Source organism: Micromonospora sp. CA-248260 (assembly GCF_050942205.1).
Taxonomy (GTDB): Bacteria; Actinomycetota; Actinomycetes; order Mycobacteriales; family Micromonosporaceae; genus Micromonospora; species Micromonospora antibiotica.
This window is the reverse complement of record NZ_CP192021.1, coordinates 4,927,864-4,943,192: the sequence shown is the minus strand read 5'-3', so window position 1 is coordinate 4,943,192 and position 15,329 is coordinate 4,927,864. Positions and strand designations below refer to the sequence as shown.

At 71.8% G+C, this 15,329-nt stretch carries 16 protein-coding genes; 12 read left to right on the top strand and 4 right to left on the bottom strand.

Annotated features, from left to right (window positions below; all coding sequences use genetic code 11):
• The first annotated feature begins 42 nt into the window (after nt 1-42).
• From sufD to ACQP2H_RS21050, 8 genes are all read left to right on the top strand, one after another.
• The gene (sufD, locus tag ACQP2H_RS21085; protein ID WP_219463720.1) at nt 43-1,185 is read left to right on the top strand and encodes a Fe-S cluster assembly protein SufD; all 1,143 of its coding nucleotides are present in this window, start codon (nt 43-45) and stop codon (nt 1,183-1,185) included.
• A 1-nt stretch (nt 1,186) separates the two neighbouring features.
• Complete coding sequence (locus ACQP2H_RS21080) at nt 1,187-1,531, top strand: non-heme iron oxygenase ferredoxin subunit (protein WP_208569188.1); 345 nt, start codon at nt 1,187-1,189, stop codon at nt 1,529-1,531.
• Nucleotides 1,531-2,304 (top strand): Fe-S cluster assembly ATPase SufC, encoded by a 774-nt coding sequence (sufC, locus tag ACQP2H_RS21075; protein WP_208569187.1) that lies wholly within the window; start codon nt 1,531-1,533, stop codon nt 2,302-2,304. The genes ACQP2H_RS21080 and sufC overlap by 1 nt, the downstream gene beginning before the upstream one ends.
• Nucleotides 2,305-2,327: 23 nt before the next feature.
• Nucleotides 2,328-3,632, top strand: coding sequence for a cysteine desulfurase (locus ACQP2H_RS21070; RefSeq protein ID WP_219463717.1), 1,305 nt, complete (start codon nt 2,328-2,330; stop codon nt 3,630-3,632).
• Nucleotides 3,632-4,108, top strand: coding sequence for a Fe-S cluster assembly sulfur transfer protein SufU (gene sufU, locus ACQP2H_RS21065; RefSeq protein ID WP_208569185.1), 477 nt, complete (start codon nt 3,632-3,634; stop codon nt 4,106-4,108). Before ACQP2H_RS21070 ends, sufU begins: the two co-directional genes overlap by 1 nt.
• A gap of 116 nt (nt 4,109-4,224) precedes the next feature.
• Nucleotides 4,225-4,650, top strand: a complete 426-nt coding sequence (locus tag ACQP2H_RS21060; RefSeq protein ID WP_307799603.1) for a metal-sulfur cluster assembly factor — start codon at nt 4,225-4,227, stop codon at nt 4,648-4,650.
• Nucleotides 4,651-4,968: 318 nt separating this feature from the next.
• The gene (locus ACQP2H_RS21055; protein WP_219463715.1) at nt 4,969-5,595 is read left to right on the top strand and encodes a LysE family transporter; all 627 of its coding nucleotides are present in this window, start codon (nt 4,969-4,971) and stop codon (nt 5,593-5,595) included.
• Between the two features lie 192 nt (nt 5,596-5,787).
• Nucleotides 5,788-6,471 carry an acVLRF1 family peptidyl-tRNA hydrolase gene (locus ACQP2H_RS21050; RefSeq protein WP_219463714.1) on the top strand — a complete coding sequence of 228 codons (684 nt, stop codon included), beginning with the start codon at nt 5,788-5,790 and terminating at the stop codon, nt 6,469-6,471.
• 76 nt (nt 6,472-6,547) lie between these two features.
• On the opposite strand, the gene ypfJ is transcribed toward ACQP2H_RS21050, so the two are convergent.
• Nucleotides 6,548-7,459 carry a KPN_02809 family neutral zinc metallopeptidase gene (ypfJ, locus tag ACQP2H_RS21045; RefSeq protein ID WP_433228578.1) on the bottom strand — a complete coding sequence of 304 codons (912 nt, stop codon included), beginning with the start codon at nt 7,457-7,459 and terminating at the stop codon, nt 6,548-6,550.
• Nucleotides 7,460-7,704: 245 nt separating this feature from the next.
• On the opposite strand from ypfJ, the gene ACQP2H_RS21040 reads away from it, so the two are divergent.
• The gene (locus ACQP2H_RS21040; RefSeq protein ID WP_208569180.1) at nt 7,705-9,309 is read left to right on the top strand and encodes an ABC-F family ATP-binding cassette domain-containing protein; all 1,605 of its coding nucleotides are present in this window, start codon (nt 7,705-7,707) and stop codon (nt 9,307-9,309) included.
• A gap of 228 nt (nt 9,310-9,537) precedes the next feature.
• On the opposite strand, the gene ACQP2H_RS21035 is transcribed toward ACQP2H_RS21040, so the two are convergent.
• Nucleotides 9,538-10,140, bottom strand: coding sequence for a cadmium resistance transporter (locus ACQP2H_RS21035; protein ID WP_308290851.1), 603 nt, complete (start codon nt 10,138-10,140; stop codon nt 9,538-9,540).
• 202 nt (nt 10,141-10,342) lie between these two features.
• On the opposite strand from ACQP2H_RS21035, the gene ACQP2H_RS21030 reads away from it, so the two are divergent.
• The 3 genes from ACQP2H_RS21030 (at nt 10,343) to ACQP2H_RS21020 (ending at nt 13,522) form a co-directional block, all read left to right on the top strand.
• A complete protein-coding gene (locus ACQP2H_RS21030) occupies nt 10,343-10,570 on the top strand; it encodes a helix-turn-helix domain-containing protein (protein WP_007072022.1) in 228 nt (75 codons plus the stop codon).
• Nucleotides 10,571-10,613: 43 nt separating this feature from the next.
• The gene (locus ACQP2H_RS21025; RefSeq protein ID WP_208569179.1) at nt 10,614-11,381 is read left to right on the top strand and encodes an enoyl-CoA hydratase/isomerase family protein; all 768 of its coding nucleotides are present in this window, start codon (nt 10,614-10,616) and stop codon (nt 11,379-11,381) included.
• A 158-nt stretch (nt 11,382-11,539) separates the two neighbouring features.
• Nucleotides 11,540-13,522, top strand: a complete 1,983-nt coding sequence (locus tag ACQP2H_RS21020) for an ABC transporter ATP-binding protein (RefSeq protein WP_357536981.1) — start codon at nt 11,540-11,542, stop codon at nt 13,520-13,522.
• 281 nt (nt 13,523-13,803) lie between these two features.
• Here ACQP2H_RS21020 and ACQP2H_RS21015 read toward each other — a convergent pair whose 3' ends face one another.
• Nucleotides 13,804-14,241 carry a hypothetical protein gene (locus tag ACQP2H_RS21015; protein ID WP_219463707.1) on the bottom strand — a complete coding sequence of 146 codons (438 nt, stop codon included), beginning with the start codon at nt 14,239-14,241 and terminating at the stop codon, nt 13,804-13,806.
• Nucleotides 14,242-14,540: 299 nt separating this feature from the next.
• Nucleotides 14,541-15,086, bottom strand: a complete 546-nt coding sequence (mug, locus tag ACQP2H_RS21010; RefSeq protein WP_255598404.1) for a G/U mismatch-specific DNA glycosylase — start codon at nt 15,084-15,086, stop codon at nt 14,541-14,543.
• Nucleotides 15,087-15,329: the final 243 nt, after the last annotated feature.

Sequence of the window (15,329 nt, the reverse complement as noted above, 5' to 3'; positions counted from 1 at the left end):
CCCAATGACACCGTCGTCACGGACAGACAGACCAAGGAAGAGATGACTACCCAGGCTTCCGCGCCGCCCAGCACCAAGTCGCAGGCGCTCCGCTCGTACGACGTCGCCGACTTCCCGGCCCTGACCGGCCTGGAGGAGGAGTGGCGTTTCACCCCGCTCAAGCGGCTGCGTGGGCTGACCGACGGGGCGCAGGCCGCCACCGGTGCGGTCCGCCACGAGTACGCCGACCTGCCGGCCGGCGTCACCGTCGGGCGGATCGGCCGGGACGACCCCCGGGTGGGCAGCGTGCTCACCCCGGTCGACCGGGTCAGCGCGCTGGCGTACGGCGGTGCCGGTGCGGCGTTGCTGGTCGAGGTCGCGGCCGACGCGGTGGTCGACGCGCCGGTGACCCTGCGGGTGGTCGGGGACGACGCCGCCGGGCTGGCCTTCGGGCACACGTTCGTCGACGTGGGCCGGTTCGCCGAGGCGGTGCTGGTGCTGGAACACGTCGGCGCGGCGACGCTCGCCGACAACGTCGAGGTGGCGGTGGCCGACGGGGCGAAGCTGACCCTGGTCACGGTGGCCGACTGGGCCGCCGACGCGGTGCAGGCGCAGCACCTGAAGATCCGGCTCGGCCGGGACGCCAAGGTGTCGCACATCCAGGTCAGCCTGGGTGGCGACCTGGTCCGCCAGTACACCACGGTCGAGTACACCGGCCGCGGCGGCGAGGCCGAGCTGTACGGCGTCTACTTCGCCGACGGCGGCCAGCACCTGGAGCACCGCCAGCTCGTCGACCACAACGTGCCGGACTGCCGCAGTCACGTCGGCTACCGGGGCGCGTTGCAGGGCGACGAGGCGCACACCGTCTGGGTGGGCGACGTGTTGATCCGGGCCGAGGCGACCGGCACCGACACGTACGAGATCAACCGGAACCTGCTGCTCTCCGACGGTGCGCGGGCGGACTCCGTACCCAATCTGGAGATCGAGACCGGCGAGATCGCCGGGGCGGGCCACGCCAGCGCGACCGGCCGGTTCGACGACGAGCAGTTGTTCTACCTGATGGCCCGGGGTATCCCGGCGGACGAGGCCCGCCGCCTGGTGGTGCGGGGCTTCTTCGCCGAGGTGATCAACAAGATTCCGGTCGAGTCGCTGCGTGAGCGGCTGGGGGACGCCATCGAGGCCCGGCTCTCCCGGTCCGGGGCCTGACATGATCCGGATCTGCGCGACCGAGGACGTGCCGAAGGGCACCGTGATCAGCGCCGACGTGGACGGCCTCCAGGTCGCCGTCGTGCACGGCACCGACGGCGAGTTCTACGCGGTGCACGACGAGTGCTCGCACGCCTCGGTGGCCCTGTCCGAGGGTGAGGTCGAGGGCTGCACGCTGGAATGCTGGCTGCACGGTTCCCGGTTCGACCTGCGCACGGGTGAGCCCTCCGGGCTGCCCGCCACCGAACCCGTCCCCGTCTACGCCGTCGAGGTCCGCGACGGCGACATCTACCTTCCCGTGGGCGCCGACGGCCGCCCGACGCCGAGCAATGGAGTGACCCGATAATGAGCACCCTGGAGATCCGCGACCTTAAGGTGTCGGTCAAGCTGCCCGAGGGTGAGCTCAAGCCGATCCTGTCCGGCGTCGACCTGACCGTCCGGTCGGGGGAGACCCACGCGATCATGGGCCCGAACGGCTCCGGCAAGTCGACGCTTGCCTACTCGATCGCCGGCCACCCCAAGTACGAGATCACCGGCGGCTCGGTGACCCTCGACGGTGTCGACGTGCTGGAGATGACCGTCGACGAGCGGGCCCGTGCCGGCCTCTTCCTGGCCATGCAGTACCCGGTCGAGGTGCCCGGCGTCTCGGTGGCGAACTTCCTGCGCACCGCCAAGACCGCCATCGACGGCGAGGCCCCGAAGCTGCGTACCTGGGGTGGCGAGCTGCGCGGCGCGATGGAGAAGCTCCAGATGGACCCGGCGTTCGCCCAGCGCAACGTCAACGAGGGTTTCTCCGGCGGCGAGAAGAAGCGGCACGAGATCGTGCAGCTGGAGCTGCTCAAGCCCAAGATCGCCATCCTCGACGAGACCGACTCCGGCCTCGACGTGGACGCGCTGCGGGTGGTCAGCGAGGGAGTCAACCGGGTCCGCGACACCGGCGACACCGGCCTGCTGCTGATCACCCACTACACCCGCATCCTGCGCTACATCAAGCCCGACTTCGTGCACGTGTTCGTGGCCGGTCGGATCGTCGAGCAGGGTGGCCCGGAGCTGGCCGACAAGCTCGAGGAAGAGGGCTACGAGCGGTACGTCGCCGGAGCCGGCACGGCGCGGGCCTGAACACCACGGAACGGGGCGCTGAGATGACCACCATCGCCATCCCGGACGGGATGCCGCAGTACGACGACGTGCCGCGCTTCGACGTGGCCGCGGTGCGCGCCGACTTCCCGATCCTCGACCGGGAGGTCAACGGGCACCGGCTGGTCTATCTCGACAGCGCCAACACCTCGCACAAACCCCGCCAGGTGCTCGACGTGCTCGCCGGGCACTACGCGATGCACAACGCCAACGTGTCGCGTTCGGTGCACACCCTGGGCACCGAGGCGACCGAGGCGTACGAGGGGGCACGGGCGAAGATCGCCGCGTTCGTCAACGCGCCGAGCGTGGACGAGGTGGTGTTCACCAAGAACTCCACCGAGGCGATCAACATCGTGGCGTACGCCTTCTCCAACGCCTCGCTGCGCGCCGACGCCGACGAGCGGTTCCGGCTCGGCCCCGGCGACGAGATCGTGATCTCCGAGATGGAGCACCACTCGAACATCGTCCCGTGGCAGTTGCTGGCCGAGCGGACCGGCGCGACCCTACGCTGGTTCCCGGTCACCGACAGCGGCCGGCTGGACGAGTCGGGGCTGGCGGACCTGGTCACCGAGCGGACGAAGATCGTCGCGCTGGTGCACACCTCCAACATCCTCGGCACGGTCAACGCCACCGCCCGGATCACCGAACGGGTCCGCCAGGTGGGTGCGTTGCTGCTGCTCGACTGCTCGCAGTCGGTGCCGCACCAGCCGATCGACGTGGTCGATCTGGACGCCGACTTCATCGTGTTCACCGGGCACAAGATGTGCGGGCCGACCGGCATCGGCGTGCTGTGGGGCCGGGGCGAGCTGCTCGCCGCGATGCCCCCGGTGATGGGCGGCGGCTCGATGATCGAGACGGTGTCGATGGCCCGGTCGACGTTCGCCGCGCCGCCGGCCCGGTTCGAGGCGGGCACCCCGCCGATCGCCGAGGCCGTCGCGCTCGGCGCGGCGGTCGACTACCTCACCGGCGTCGGGATGCGGGCGATCCAGTGGCACGAGAAGGAGCTGACCGCGTACGCGCTGGACGCCCTCGCCACCGTGCCGGGGTTGCGGATCTTCGGCCCGACGGTGCCGGTCGGCCGGGGTGGCACCATCTCGTTCGCGCTCGGCGACGTGCACCCGCACGACGTCGGGCAGGTCCTCGACTCGCTCGGCGTGCAGGTGCGGGTGGGTCACCACTGCGCCAAGCCGGTCTGCACCCGGTTCGGGGTGCCGGCGATGACCCGGGCCTCGTTCTACCTGTACACCACCACGGAGGAGATCGACGCCCTGGTGTCGGGTCTCGCACAGGTGCGGAGGATCTTCGACTGATGCAGCTGGAGCAGCTCTACCAGGAGATCATCCTGGACCACTACAAGCGTCCGCAGGGGCGCGGTCTGCGTGACGCCGACGACCCCGACGCCGAGGTGGCCGAGGCGCACCACGTCAACCCGACCTGCGGCGACGAGGTCACCGTACGGGTGGCCGCCGTCGACGACATCGTGGTGGACATCTCGTACGACGGGGCCGGTTGTTCGATCAGCCAGGCGTCGGCGAGCGTGTTGTACGACCGGCTGTCCGGCCGGTGCGCGGAGGAGATCGCCGCCGTGCACGCCGGATTCGTGGAGTTGATGTCCGGCCGTGGCCAGGTCACGCCGGACGAGGAACTACTCGGTGACGGGGTGGCGTTCGCGGGGGTCGCCCGCTACCCGGCCCGGGTCAAGTGCGCGTTGTTGCCGTGGATGGCGTTCAAGGACGCCGCGGCACGCGCGGGGGTGGGCGTGAGCCCGACGGAGGTTGAGGCATGAGCGAGAACACGGCTACCGCGGCGACGCCGCAGACCGGCGACGCCGGCACCACGACCGGCGCGGTGACGCCGCCGGCCACCGACGGTGTCGCCGCCGCGACTCCGGCCGCCGACGCCGTGAACGGTGCCACCGGGACGGCGGGTGTCGACGCGTCGTCCGGTGCCGACGGGACCCCGGCCGGCGACGGGACGGCGGACGCCGCCGGTTCGGCCGGTGGCCGGGCGGCCCTGGCCGACATCGAGGAGGCGATGAAGGACGTCGTCGACCCCGAACTCGGCATCAACGTGGTCGACCTCGGCCTGGTGTACGGCGTGCACGTGGACGACCAGAACGTCGCCACCCTGGACATGACGTTGACCTCGGCGGCCTGCCCGCTCACCGACGTGATCGAGGACCAGGCCCGGCAGGCGCTGACCACCGGCCCCGGCGGGGGACTGGTGGACGACATCCGGATCAACTGGGTCTGGCTGCCGCCGTGGGGCCCGGACAAGATCACCGATGAGGGGCGGGACCAGCTCCGCTCGCTCGGTTTCAACGTCTGACCCCTGGTCGACCTCGCGGGCACGGCACCCCTGACCGGGTGCCGTGCCCGCGTCTTTCCAGCCGGCCCGACCCACCCGCCGGGGGTGCTCACCGCAGTGGGTGTCCAGGTCTGCCGGCTATCGCACCGTCGCCGCCGACGAGTCGACCACCCCGGTCGTTCCCCGTTTTTGTGGCAATTCGGTGGCCTGGTGGCGGGTGGCGGCCGATGATGGGCCGGTGATCGAGGCGTACCCGAAGCAGAGCCCTGTCCGGGCGGCCACCGCCGCGCGTCGACAGCGGGCCCGTCCGGGGTGCGGATCGGCCCGTCCCCGATCGTCGTGACCGCCGCCTTCCTGGCCGGGTTGGTGGCCGGCTACGGCGTCGCCGTGCCGGTCGGCGCGATCGCGGTGCTCATCCTCGGGCTCAGTGCCCGAACCTCCTTCCGGGTCGGTGCGGCCGCCGCGCTCGGTGTCGCCACGGCGGACGGGCTCTACGCCGCCGTGGCGGTGCTCGGCGGCGCGGCGGTGGCCGCCGTGGTCGCCCCGGTCGCCGGTCCGCTGCGGGTGGTGGCGGCGGTGGTGCTGCTGGCGCTCGCCGTGCACGGAGGCTGGCGGGCCTGGCGTCCCCGGCCCGCGTCGGGTGGCCCGGGGGCGGGCCGGGGGATCGACACCGCGGGGCGGGCGTTCGCCGGGGTGCTGGCACTGACCCTGCTCAACCCGGCCACCGTCGTGTACTTCACGGCGCTGGTCCTCGGCCGTGCCGACGCGGCGCGGGCGGCACCGGCAGCGGCGGCGCTGTTCGTCCTCGGTGCCTTCGTCGCCTCGGCGAGTTGGCAGTTGCTGATCGCCGGGGGCGGCACCCTGGTCGGCCGGGTGCTGGCCGGCCCGCGTGGCCGTCTGGTGACCGGGCTCCTCTCCAGCCTCATCATCGCCGCACTCGCCGTCGCCGTGCTGGTCGTGCGGTGAGCCGTCCGTCGGTCCGGTCGGTCGTGCGGTGGGCCGCCCGTCGGGCGGTCGGCCCGGCTGGTCGTGCGGTGGGCCGGCCGTCGGACCGGCTCGGGTGGGCCACCGGTCGGTCGGCACGGCGTGTGCCGTCGTCCGCCCGCCGTGGGTCAGGTGGGGTAGGAGCGGAACGCCGCCGTGCCGTACGGTCGGGTGATGAGCAGCCGACCCGCAGCCGGTGGCGGCCGGTGGGTCGAGGTCGATCCGACCCGGGTCGGGCGCTGGGCCGAGGGCTTCGCCGACCGGCACGGCCCGCCCGTCGTCTCCCCGCAGGGGTACGGGCTGCTGCTCACCGCCTCCGACGGCGCGACCGCCGAGCTGCACCTGCCGCCGGGTGCCCCGACCGTCGGCGACGCAGCGCAGGCCGTCCCGCCCCGACGCGTCGACGACGTGCCGCAGTTCGTCAGCGTCGCCACCGCGCCCCGCCGGCTCGGGCTGCTGCTCGCCCGCAAGGGCGCGGTGGCGGTCGGTGTGGCGTCCGGTGCGGAGTTGCTGGTCTCCAAGGTGGACACCCGCTACGTGCAGGGTCGTACCGCCGCCGGGGGCTGGTCCCAGCAGCGGTTCGCCCGGCGGCGGGACAACCAGGCGAAGGCGGCCCTGGGCGACGCGGCGGAACTGGCCGTACGCCTGCTGCTGCCGGCGGCGGCGACGCTGGCGGCGCTGGTCTGCGGGGGCGACCGCCGGGCCGTCGACACGGTCCTGGCCGACCGGCGGCTGGCCCCGCTCGCCGCGCTGCGTGCCGACCGGCTGCTCGACGTGCCCGAACCCCGGCACGCGGTGCTGGTCGGCGCGGTCGCCGCCGCCCGCGCCGTGCACATCCTGGTCCGCGATCCGGCCTGAGCGGGGCGGCACGACGACGGCGGCCGGGGGGCGTACGCCCCTCCGACCGCCGCGACGGTGCCGATGCGGTGCCCGGTCAGAGGCTGCCGCCGAAGGTGTCGCAGGACTTCGGGTCACCGGTGGTGTAGCCCTTGGTGAACCACTGCTTGCGCTGCTCGGAGGAGCCGTGGGTGAATTCCTCCGGGTTCACCGGGCGGTTGGCCCGCTTGGAGATGGCGTCGTCGCCGATCTTCTCGGCGGTGTCGATCGCCTGCGCGATGTCCTGCTCGGTGATGCTCTTGAAGATCTTCTGGCCCTGCTCGTCGGCGGTGCCGGTGGCGTTCTTGGCCCAGGCCCCGGCGTAGCAGTCGGCCTGGAGCTCCAACTTGACCGAGAGCGCGTTGGCGCTGCCCGGGTCCCGCTGCTGCTGGCGGCGCATCTGCGCCTCGGTGCCGAGCAGGTCCTGCACGTGGTGGCCGTACTCGTGGGCCAGCACGTACGGCTGGGCGAACTCACCCTCGGCACCGAGCTGGTCGGCGAGGGTCTGGTAGAAGGTCAGGTCGATGTAGACCAGGTCGTCGGCCGGGCAGTAGAACGGCCCGACGCCGGAGTCGGCCTGACCGCAGCCGGTGTTGACGCCCTGGCTGAAGAAGACCGTCTTGGACGGCTGGTACTGCTGGCCGAACCGCTCCGGCAACGCGGTACGCCAGTACGCCTGGATCGAGTTGACGTAGAGGGTGTTGCGGCAGTCCAGCTGCTTGAGCGCGTCGTCGGCGGAGCACTTCTGCGTAAGCGACGTGTTGTCGCCCGACTCGGCACCGCCGCCGTTCATGGCGTTCAGGCCGAATCCACCACCCACCAGGGCCACCAGCACGGCGATGACGAGCCCGACGATGCCGCCGCGTCCACCCCCACCGGGGATCGGGATGCCCATCCCGCCACCCCCGCCGGATCCCCGCCGGTCGTCCACCTGGCCGGTGTCGACCCGCGCGTTCTCGTTCAGCTCCATGTTGACCCCGATCACCGATTCGTCACGTCTGAGGGTTGCGGTACCGGACCGGGTCCGGACGGCGTTTCCGGTACCCGATGATCTTGCCCGGTAATCCGGGCGGCGCGTGTCGGGCCGCCCGGTACACTTGTCGGGTGCTGCGCTGCGAAGGCTGAATCGCCCCGCGCCGACGGGAACCACCGCCCGCCGGCGCTTTCGCGTGCCCTGAGTCAGCCCTTCCAGACCCCCGAGAGCGAGTACCGGAAATGATCAGTGTCACCGGCCTGGAACTGCGCGCCGGTTCCCGGATCCTACTGTCCGACACCACCCTGCGGGTACAGCCCGGTGACCGGATCGGACTGGTCGGCCGCAACGGCGCCGGCAAGACCACCACCCTCAAGGTCCTCGCCGGCGAGGGGCAGCCCTACGGTGGGCAGATCGACAGGCGCAGCGCCATCGGCTACCTGCCGCAGGACCCGCGTACCGGCGACCTGGAGGTCACCGGCCGGGACCGGGTGCTCTCCGCCCGTGGGCTGGACGTGCTGATGGCCCAGATGAAGGAGATCGAGCAGCGGCTCGCCGACGGCGTCGACGACAAGCTGGTCCGCCGCTACGGCGCCCTGGAGGACCAGTTCGCCTCGCTGGGCGGGTACGCCGCCGAGGCCGAGGCCGCCCGGATCTGCGCCAACCTGGGGCTGCCCGACCGGGCGCTGGCCCAGACCATCGGCACCCTCTCCGGCGGTCAGCGTCGCCGGATCGAGCTGGCCCGGATCCTGTTCCGCGACGCCGGGGAGAACGGCGGCGGCATCCTGCTGCTCGACGAGCCCACCAACCACCTCGACGCCGACTCGATCACCTGGCTGCGCGGTTTCCTCGCCAACCACAAGGGCGGGCTGATCGTGATCTCCCACGACGGTTCGCTGCTGGAGTCGGTGGTCAACAAGGTCTGGTTCCTCGACGCCACCCGTTCCGTGGTCGACGTCTACAACCTGGGCTGGAAGGCGTACCTGGAGGCTCGGGAGACCGACGAGCGGCGGCGTCGCCGGGAGCGGGCCAACGCCGAGAAGAAGGCCGGCGCGTTGATGGCGCAGGCCGACAAGATGCGCGCCAAGGCCACCAAGACCGTCGCCGCGCAGAACATGGCCCGCCGGGCCGAGAAGCTGATCTCCGGCCTGGAGGAGGTACGGGTCTCCGACAAGGTGGCGAAGGTCCGGTTCCCCAACCCCGCGCCGTGCGGCAAGACCCCGCTGACCGCGACCGGCCTGTCCAAGTCGTACGGCTCGCTGGAGATCTTCACCGACGTGAACGTCGCGGTGGACCGGGGTTCCCGGGTGGCGATCCTCGGGCTCAACGGTGCCGGCAAGACCACCCTGCTGCGGATGCTCGGCGGGCTGCTCCCGCCGGACACCGGCGAGGTGCACGCCGGGCACGGCCTGCGGCTGGGCTACTACGCCCAGGAGCACGAGACGCTGGACGTGGAACGCACGGTGCTGGAGAACATGCGGGCGGCGGCGATCGAGCAGTCCGACACCGACCTGCGCAAGATCCTCGGTGCCTTCCTGTTCTCCGGCGAGGACGTCAACAAGCCCGCCGGGGTGCTCTCCGGTGGCGAGAAGACCCGGCTCGCCCTGTCGACCCTGGTCTGCTCCGGCGCGAACGTGCTGCTGCTGGACGAGCCGACGAACAACCTCGACCCGGTCAGCCGTGAGCAGGTGCTCGACGCCATCGCCAACTACCCCGGCGCGATCGTGCTGGTCACCCACGACCCGGGCGCGGTGCTCGCGCTCAAGCCCGACCGGGCCATCCTGCTCCCCGACGGCGACGAGGACGCCTGGAGCGACGACCTGCTGGAACTGGTCGAGCTGGCCTGACCCGGCCACGACCCCGCCCGCGACGGCCGGCGGGGTCGGCTGCCGCGGCCAACGACCGGTGCTCAGTGGCCCCTGCCCCACCGGCCCGTGACCGGCCCGACCGGTGGTCAGCGGCCCATGCTCGGCGGTCCGGCCGGTGGTCAGCGGCCTACGCCCGGCGGCTCGACGGTCCGGCCGGTGGTCGCCGGCCTACGCTCGGCGGCGCGGCGGCGGCGGCCCGGCCGGTGGTCAGCGGGCGAGGTCGACCAGCCGGCCGAGGACACCCGAGCCGACCAGGATCACCAGGCCGATGGCGACGAAGACGACCGGGACCAGCCAGTGCCCGGCCCGGCCGACCAGGCGGACCACCCGGGGATGCCCACCGAGCAGCGCGGCGGCACCGCACCAGGCGGCGACCAGCACGGCGAAGACCAGCAGGTAGACCAGCCCGGTGGCCGGGTCGAGGGAGCGGAACACCGGGACGTAGACGGCGATGTTGTCCGCGCCGTTGGCGATCGTCACCCCGGCGACGCCGAGCAGGCCGCCCACCACGGCCGGCGGGGTGTCGTCGTCGGTGCGGGCCAGCAGCGCCCGGACGCCGAGCGCGATCGGCAGCAGCCCGAGCAGGCCGGTCCACGGGTCGGGCACCACCAGCAGGCCGGCGGCGACGACCAGAGCCGCCGTGACGAGGGCGGCGATGCCCAGGTACTGCCCGGTCACGATCTGCCACGGGCGGGGTCGTCCGGTGCTCCGGGCGGCCACGAAGAGTACGGTCAACACCACGATGTCGTCGAGGTTGGTGGCCGCGAAGACGGCCCCCGCTCCGCTCACGCTGCCCAACAGGTCGGTCACGACCGGCAGGCTACGGGCCTCCCACGGGCGCGACCGCAGCGCGGTCTCCGCCGTGGATCGTCCGGAGCGTCACTCTATCGGGTTGGCGACACTGCATAGCGTGTCGGTTGGCGTGGAGTTGATATCTGGCGCATGATCGTTCGAGACGGTCTAATAGGTGGGACCGTATCGAACCGCACAGTCTGGGACGTGAGGAATCAGCATGGCAGCCACTGGCACAGCCACCAGCACTGAGAAGGGTCGCCGGATCGTCGGAGCCGAGCGTCAGACGCTCGCCAAGGACCTGGTAAAGCGGTACACCGGCGGCGAGAGCATTCGCGCGCTCGCCGCTTCGACCGGGCGATCCTACGGGTTCATCCACCGCGTGCTCACCGAGTCCGGTGTGCAGCTGCGACAGCGCGGCGGCGCCCGGCGTCGCAAGAAGGCGTGACCCGCCTACCAGCGTCGTCCGTCAGCACGCCCCGGGCGGTCCGGTGACCGCCGAGACGACCGGGGTGCTACTGCACTGCGACGGGCCGGTCGCGACGGTCACGTTGTGCCGGCCCGACGTGCTCAATGCCCAGACCCCGGCGATGTGGCGCGCGATGAGCGACTTCTCCCGGGACCTGCCCGGCGACGTGCGCGTCGTCGTGGTACGCGGTCAGGGGCGGTCGTTCTCCGCCGGCCTCGACCTGTCGGTGGCCGGTGCCCAGGGTCCGGGCTCCTTCGCGGAGCTGTCCACCCTGCCCGAGCAGGAGTGCGCCGACCGGATCGCCGACTACCAGCAGGGCTTCACCTGGCTGCACCGACCGGACGTGATCTCGGTGGCGGCCGTGCAGGGTCATGCCATCGGCGCGGGCTTCCAACTCGCGCTCGCCTGCGACCTGCGGGTGCTCGCCGAGGACGCGAAGCTGTCGATGGCCGAGGTCACCCTCGGCCTGGTCCCCGACCTGGCCGGCACCAAGCGGCTGGTCGAGCTGGTCGGCTACGCCCGTGCCCTGGAGCTGTGCGCCACCGGCCGGCGGATGGACGCCGTCGAGGCCGACCGGATCGGGCTGGCCAACCTGGTGGTGCCGCCCGCCGAGCTGGACGCGGCCGTCCGGGACCTCACCGCCGGCCTGCTCGCCGGCAACCGGGACGCGGTTGTCGAGATCAAGGCGCTGCTCGCCGGTGCCGCCGGCCGTTCCCACCCCGAACAGCAGCGGGCCGAGCGCGAGGCACAGACCCGCCGGCTGCGCGATCTCGCCGGCCGCGGCGAATAGCCCACCCGCCGGGGGCGGGAACCGCGGCTACTCTGCCCGGAGCGAACAGCAGGGACTGCCCGGGAAGACCCGGGTTGCCGCCGAGGTTGTCGTAGGCGTCGGGAGAATCGACCCGACGGTGCGCGCTGCCCACGACGCGGAGGTGACCCATGAACCCGATGGCGGGCGGCAACATGGCCGGCTGGAGCATGCTCCGGTCGATCCGGCACGGTGACGACGTCTCCACGCACCGGCTAACCCGGGGCACCGCGAGAAGGATCATGGCGTTCGCCCACCCCTACCGGCGGGACATCGTCGTCTTCCTGGTGACCGTGGTCATCGCCGCCGTGATCGGGGTGGCCACCCCGGTGCTGGCCGGCCACGTGATCAACGCGATCAGCGGGGGTGGCCCCGAGGCGGGTGCGGTCGTCGTCCGGCTCGCCCTGATCATCGGCGCGCTGGCCGTCGCCGACGCGCTGTTCTCCCTGGTCCAGCGGTGGTATTCGGCGCGTATCGGCGAGGGCATCATCCTCGACCTGCGCACCCGGGTCTACGACCACGTGCAGCGGATGCCGTTGCAGTTCTTCACCCGGACCCAGACCGGTGCGTTGGTCAGCCGGCTCAACAACGACGTGATGGGCGCCCAACGGGCGTTCACCTCCACCCTGTCGGGGGTGGTCAGCAACGTCATCCAGTTGGTGCTCACCGCCGGGGTGATGTTCACCCTCTCCTGGCAGATCACCCTGCTGTCGCTGGTCCTGTTGCCGATCTTCGTGGTGCCGGCGCGGCGGGTCGGCCGGCGGTTGGCCGAGATCACCCGGGAGTCGTACGACCTCGACGCCAAGATGAACGCCACCATGACCGAGCGGTTCGGGGTGGCGGGCGCGCTGCTGGTCAAGCTGTTCGGCACGCCTGAGGTGGAGGCGGGCCGATTCGCCGCGCGGGCCGAACGGGTCCGCGACATCGGCATCCAGTCGGCGATGTACTCACGCACCTTCTTCGTGGCGATGCTGCTGGTCGCGTCGCTGGCCCAGGCGCTCACCTACGGGCTCGGCGGCTGGCTGGCGGTCACCGGGGCGGTCAGCGCGGGCACCGTGGTCACCCTCGCCCTGCTGCTCACCCGCCTCTACGGTCCGTTGACCGCGCTGTCCAACGTCCGGGTCGACGTGATGAGCGCCCTGGTCTCCTTCGACCGGGTCTTCGAGGTGCTCGACCTGCGCCCCGGCATCGAGGAGAAGCCCGACGCGGTGCCGGTCCCCCGGGGCGCCGGCCGGGTCGAGTTCCGCGATGTCCGGTTCCGCTACCCGGCTGCCGCCGACGTCTCGCTGGCTTCGCTGGAGGAGGTCGCCACCCTCGACCGGACGGCCAACGAGCCGGTACTCAAGGGCGTCTCGTTCCGCGTCGAGCCGGGGCAGATGGTGGCGTTGGTCGGGCCGTCCGGGGCCGGCAAGTCCACGCTGTCCATGCTGATCTCACGGATCTACGACGTCACCGACGGCGCGGTGCGGGTCGGCGGGGTCGACGTCCGGGACGCCACCCTCGCCTCGCTGCGCGACGAGATCGGTGTGGTCACCCAGGACTCCCACCTGTTCCACGAGACGATCGCCGAGAACCTGCGGTACGCCAAGCCGGACGCCACGGACGACGAGATCTGGGCGGCGCTGGCCGGTGCGCAGGTGGCCGACCTGGTCCGGGCCCTGCCCGACGGGCTGGAGACGACCGTCGGCGAGCGCGGCTACCGCTTCTCCGGCGGCGAGAAGCAACGCATCGCCATCGCCCGGCTCCTGCTCAAGGCCCCGTCGATCGTGATCCTGGACGAGGCCACCGCCCATCTCGACTCGGAGAGTGAGGCGGCGGTGCAGCGGGCCCTGTCCGTGGCGTTGGCTGGGCGTACCGCGCTGGTGATCGCGCACCGGCTCTCCACCGTCCGTGACGCCGACCAGATCCTGGTCCTCGACGGCGGCCGGATCGTGGAGCGGGGCCGCCACGAGGAACTGGTCGCGGTCGGTGGGCTCTACGCCGAGCTGTACCGCACCCAGTTCGCCGTCGTCGACTCGCCTGCCCCGTACGCCGAGGCGGACCAGCCTGAGCCGATCATCACCACCGTGCCGATGGGCACCTACGTCGCGCAGGAGGCGCTGCCCCCGGCCGTGGCCAACTGACGGGACCCCGTCCCGAAAGCGACCAGCGTGGTGACCCGGCTGGTGTTCTGCGGACCGGGGTCGGGGCACACCTCGGCTGCGTGCTGCCGCCAGTGAAACGAGGTCAGGCCAGGGGGAGCGGGCCCTGGCCTGGTCTCGCATTCCGACGGCGCTCCCCACGCCGGGTGCCGACGACACGTCCCACCGGCCGTCGGCACGACTCACAGGCTGCCGGCGCGGCGGCTGCCCGAGGCGGCGATCGTCAATTCGGTGCCTGTTCCGTCATCAGGTGCGACGGTAACTCAGAAGTACACCGTTTTGGTCTTCGTGTACGTGGTGTACTGGCTGCCCGGGTAGAAGGTGGAACCGGACACACTGACCTGGACGTTGGTGAATCCGTAACTGGAGACGAGATCGCCGGTGAAGGTCTCGCAGTTCTGGTAGTAGACGGTGTGGGTGGCCGTGGCGGTTCCGCCCTGGATGGTGACGCTGGCGCTCGGGTAGGTGCTCTGCCCGCACAGTGTCACCGAGTAGCTTGCCTGGGTGCTGCCTGTCGTCCCGGTGACGGTCCCGGTGGCGGTGCCGAGGGAATGGGTGTTGTTGTAGCCACCCTTGACCGAGACGTTGATCGATGACGTGCCCGCCTGGGCGCTGACCGCGGGGAACATGGCCACCGCGGCCGCCCCGGCGGCGCCTGCGGCGAGCAGGCGGATGAAGCGGGAAGAACGGACTTGAGGCATAACTGCTCCTGATCTGCTGGAGAATTGCGTTAAAGACGTGTGACCGATTGCGGACCCAATGTTAGACCAAGGTGAAGTCGAAAGCACGTTCGAAATAAATCTTCGTCAATAGGGTGATGAGTCGGCTGCGCAATTTATCGCCTCAATGTCACCCTTTACCCGACACATCGTGAACGCGCCACCCCACGGACAGCGTGAGCCGGCACGCGGAGTGGACTGCTGGCCGTTCCCCGCCAGACGTCCCGGTGGTTCGCGGCGGTGTTCATGCGGTACGGGAAGGGTCCATCTCGCCAGGGTGGTCACGCCGACCGGTCAGCCGGCGGGTGGCCGGCGATGACGGCGCGCAGCTCGCCGAAGGCGGCCCCCAGGGTCTGCGGGGTGAAGTGGGCGTTCAGGCCGCTGGGGTTGGGCAGCACCCAGAGCCGCGCGCCGGCCAGCGGTTGCGGCTGCGGGCCGAAACCGGCCTTCGGCCGGGCGAACCCGATCCGGTAGGCGGTCACCCCGACCACGGCGACCCAGGTCGGCCGGTACCGGGCCACCTTGTCGGTCAGCGTCCGCGCGCCCGCCACCAGCTCCGCCGGAGTCAGTTCGTCCGCCCGGGCGCTGGCCCGCGCCACCATGTTGGTGATGCCCAGGCCGTACCCGGGCAGGGTGTCCTGCTCACTGGGGTGCAGTTGGCGCGGGGTGAAGCCGCCCCGGTGCAGGGCCGGCCAGAACCGGTTGCCCGGCCGGGCGAAGTGCCACCCGGTGGCCGCCGACCACAGGCCCGGGTTGATCCCGACGAAGAGCACCGTCAGCCCGGGGCCGATCACGTCCGGGATGGTGCGGTCCGCCGCCGCTGCCAGCTCCGCCCGGTCCGGTCGCCGTACCTCCGGCGTGCCCGGCCGGTCCTGCCGCCGTACCTCCGGCGTGCCTGGCTGGTCCGGTCGCCGTACCTGCGACGCGCCCGGCCGGTCCGGTCGCCGTACCTCCGGCGTGCCTGGCTGGTCCGGTCGCCGTACCTGCGACGCGCCCGGCCGGGTCAGGCCGGCGGAGGGCCCGACCGGGTCGGACATCGCGTCGACGGTCGTGGACGGGCGCTCGGCAGG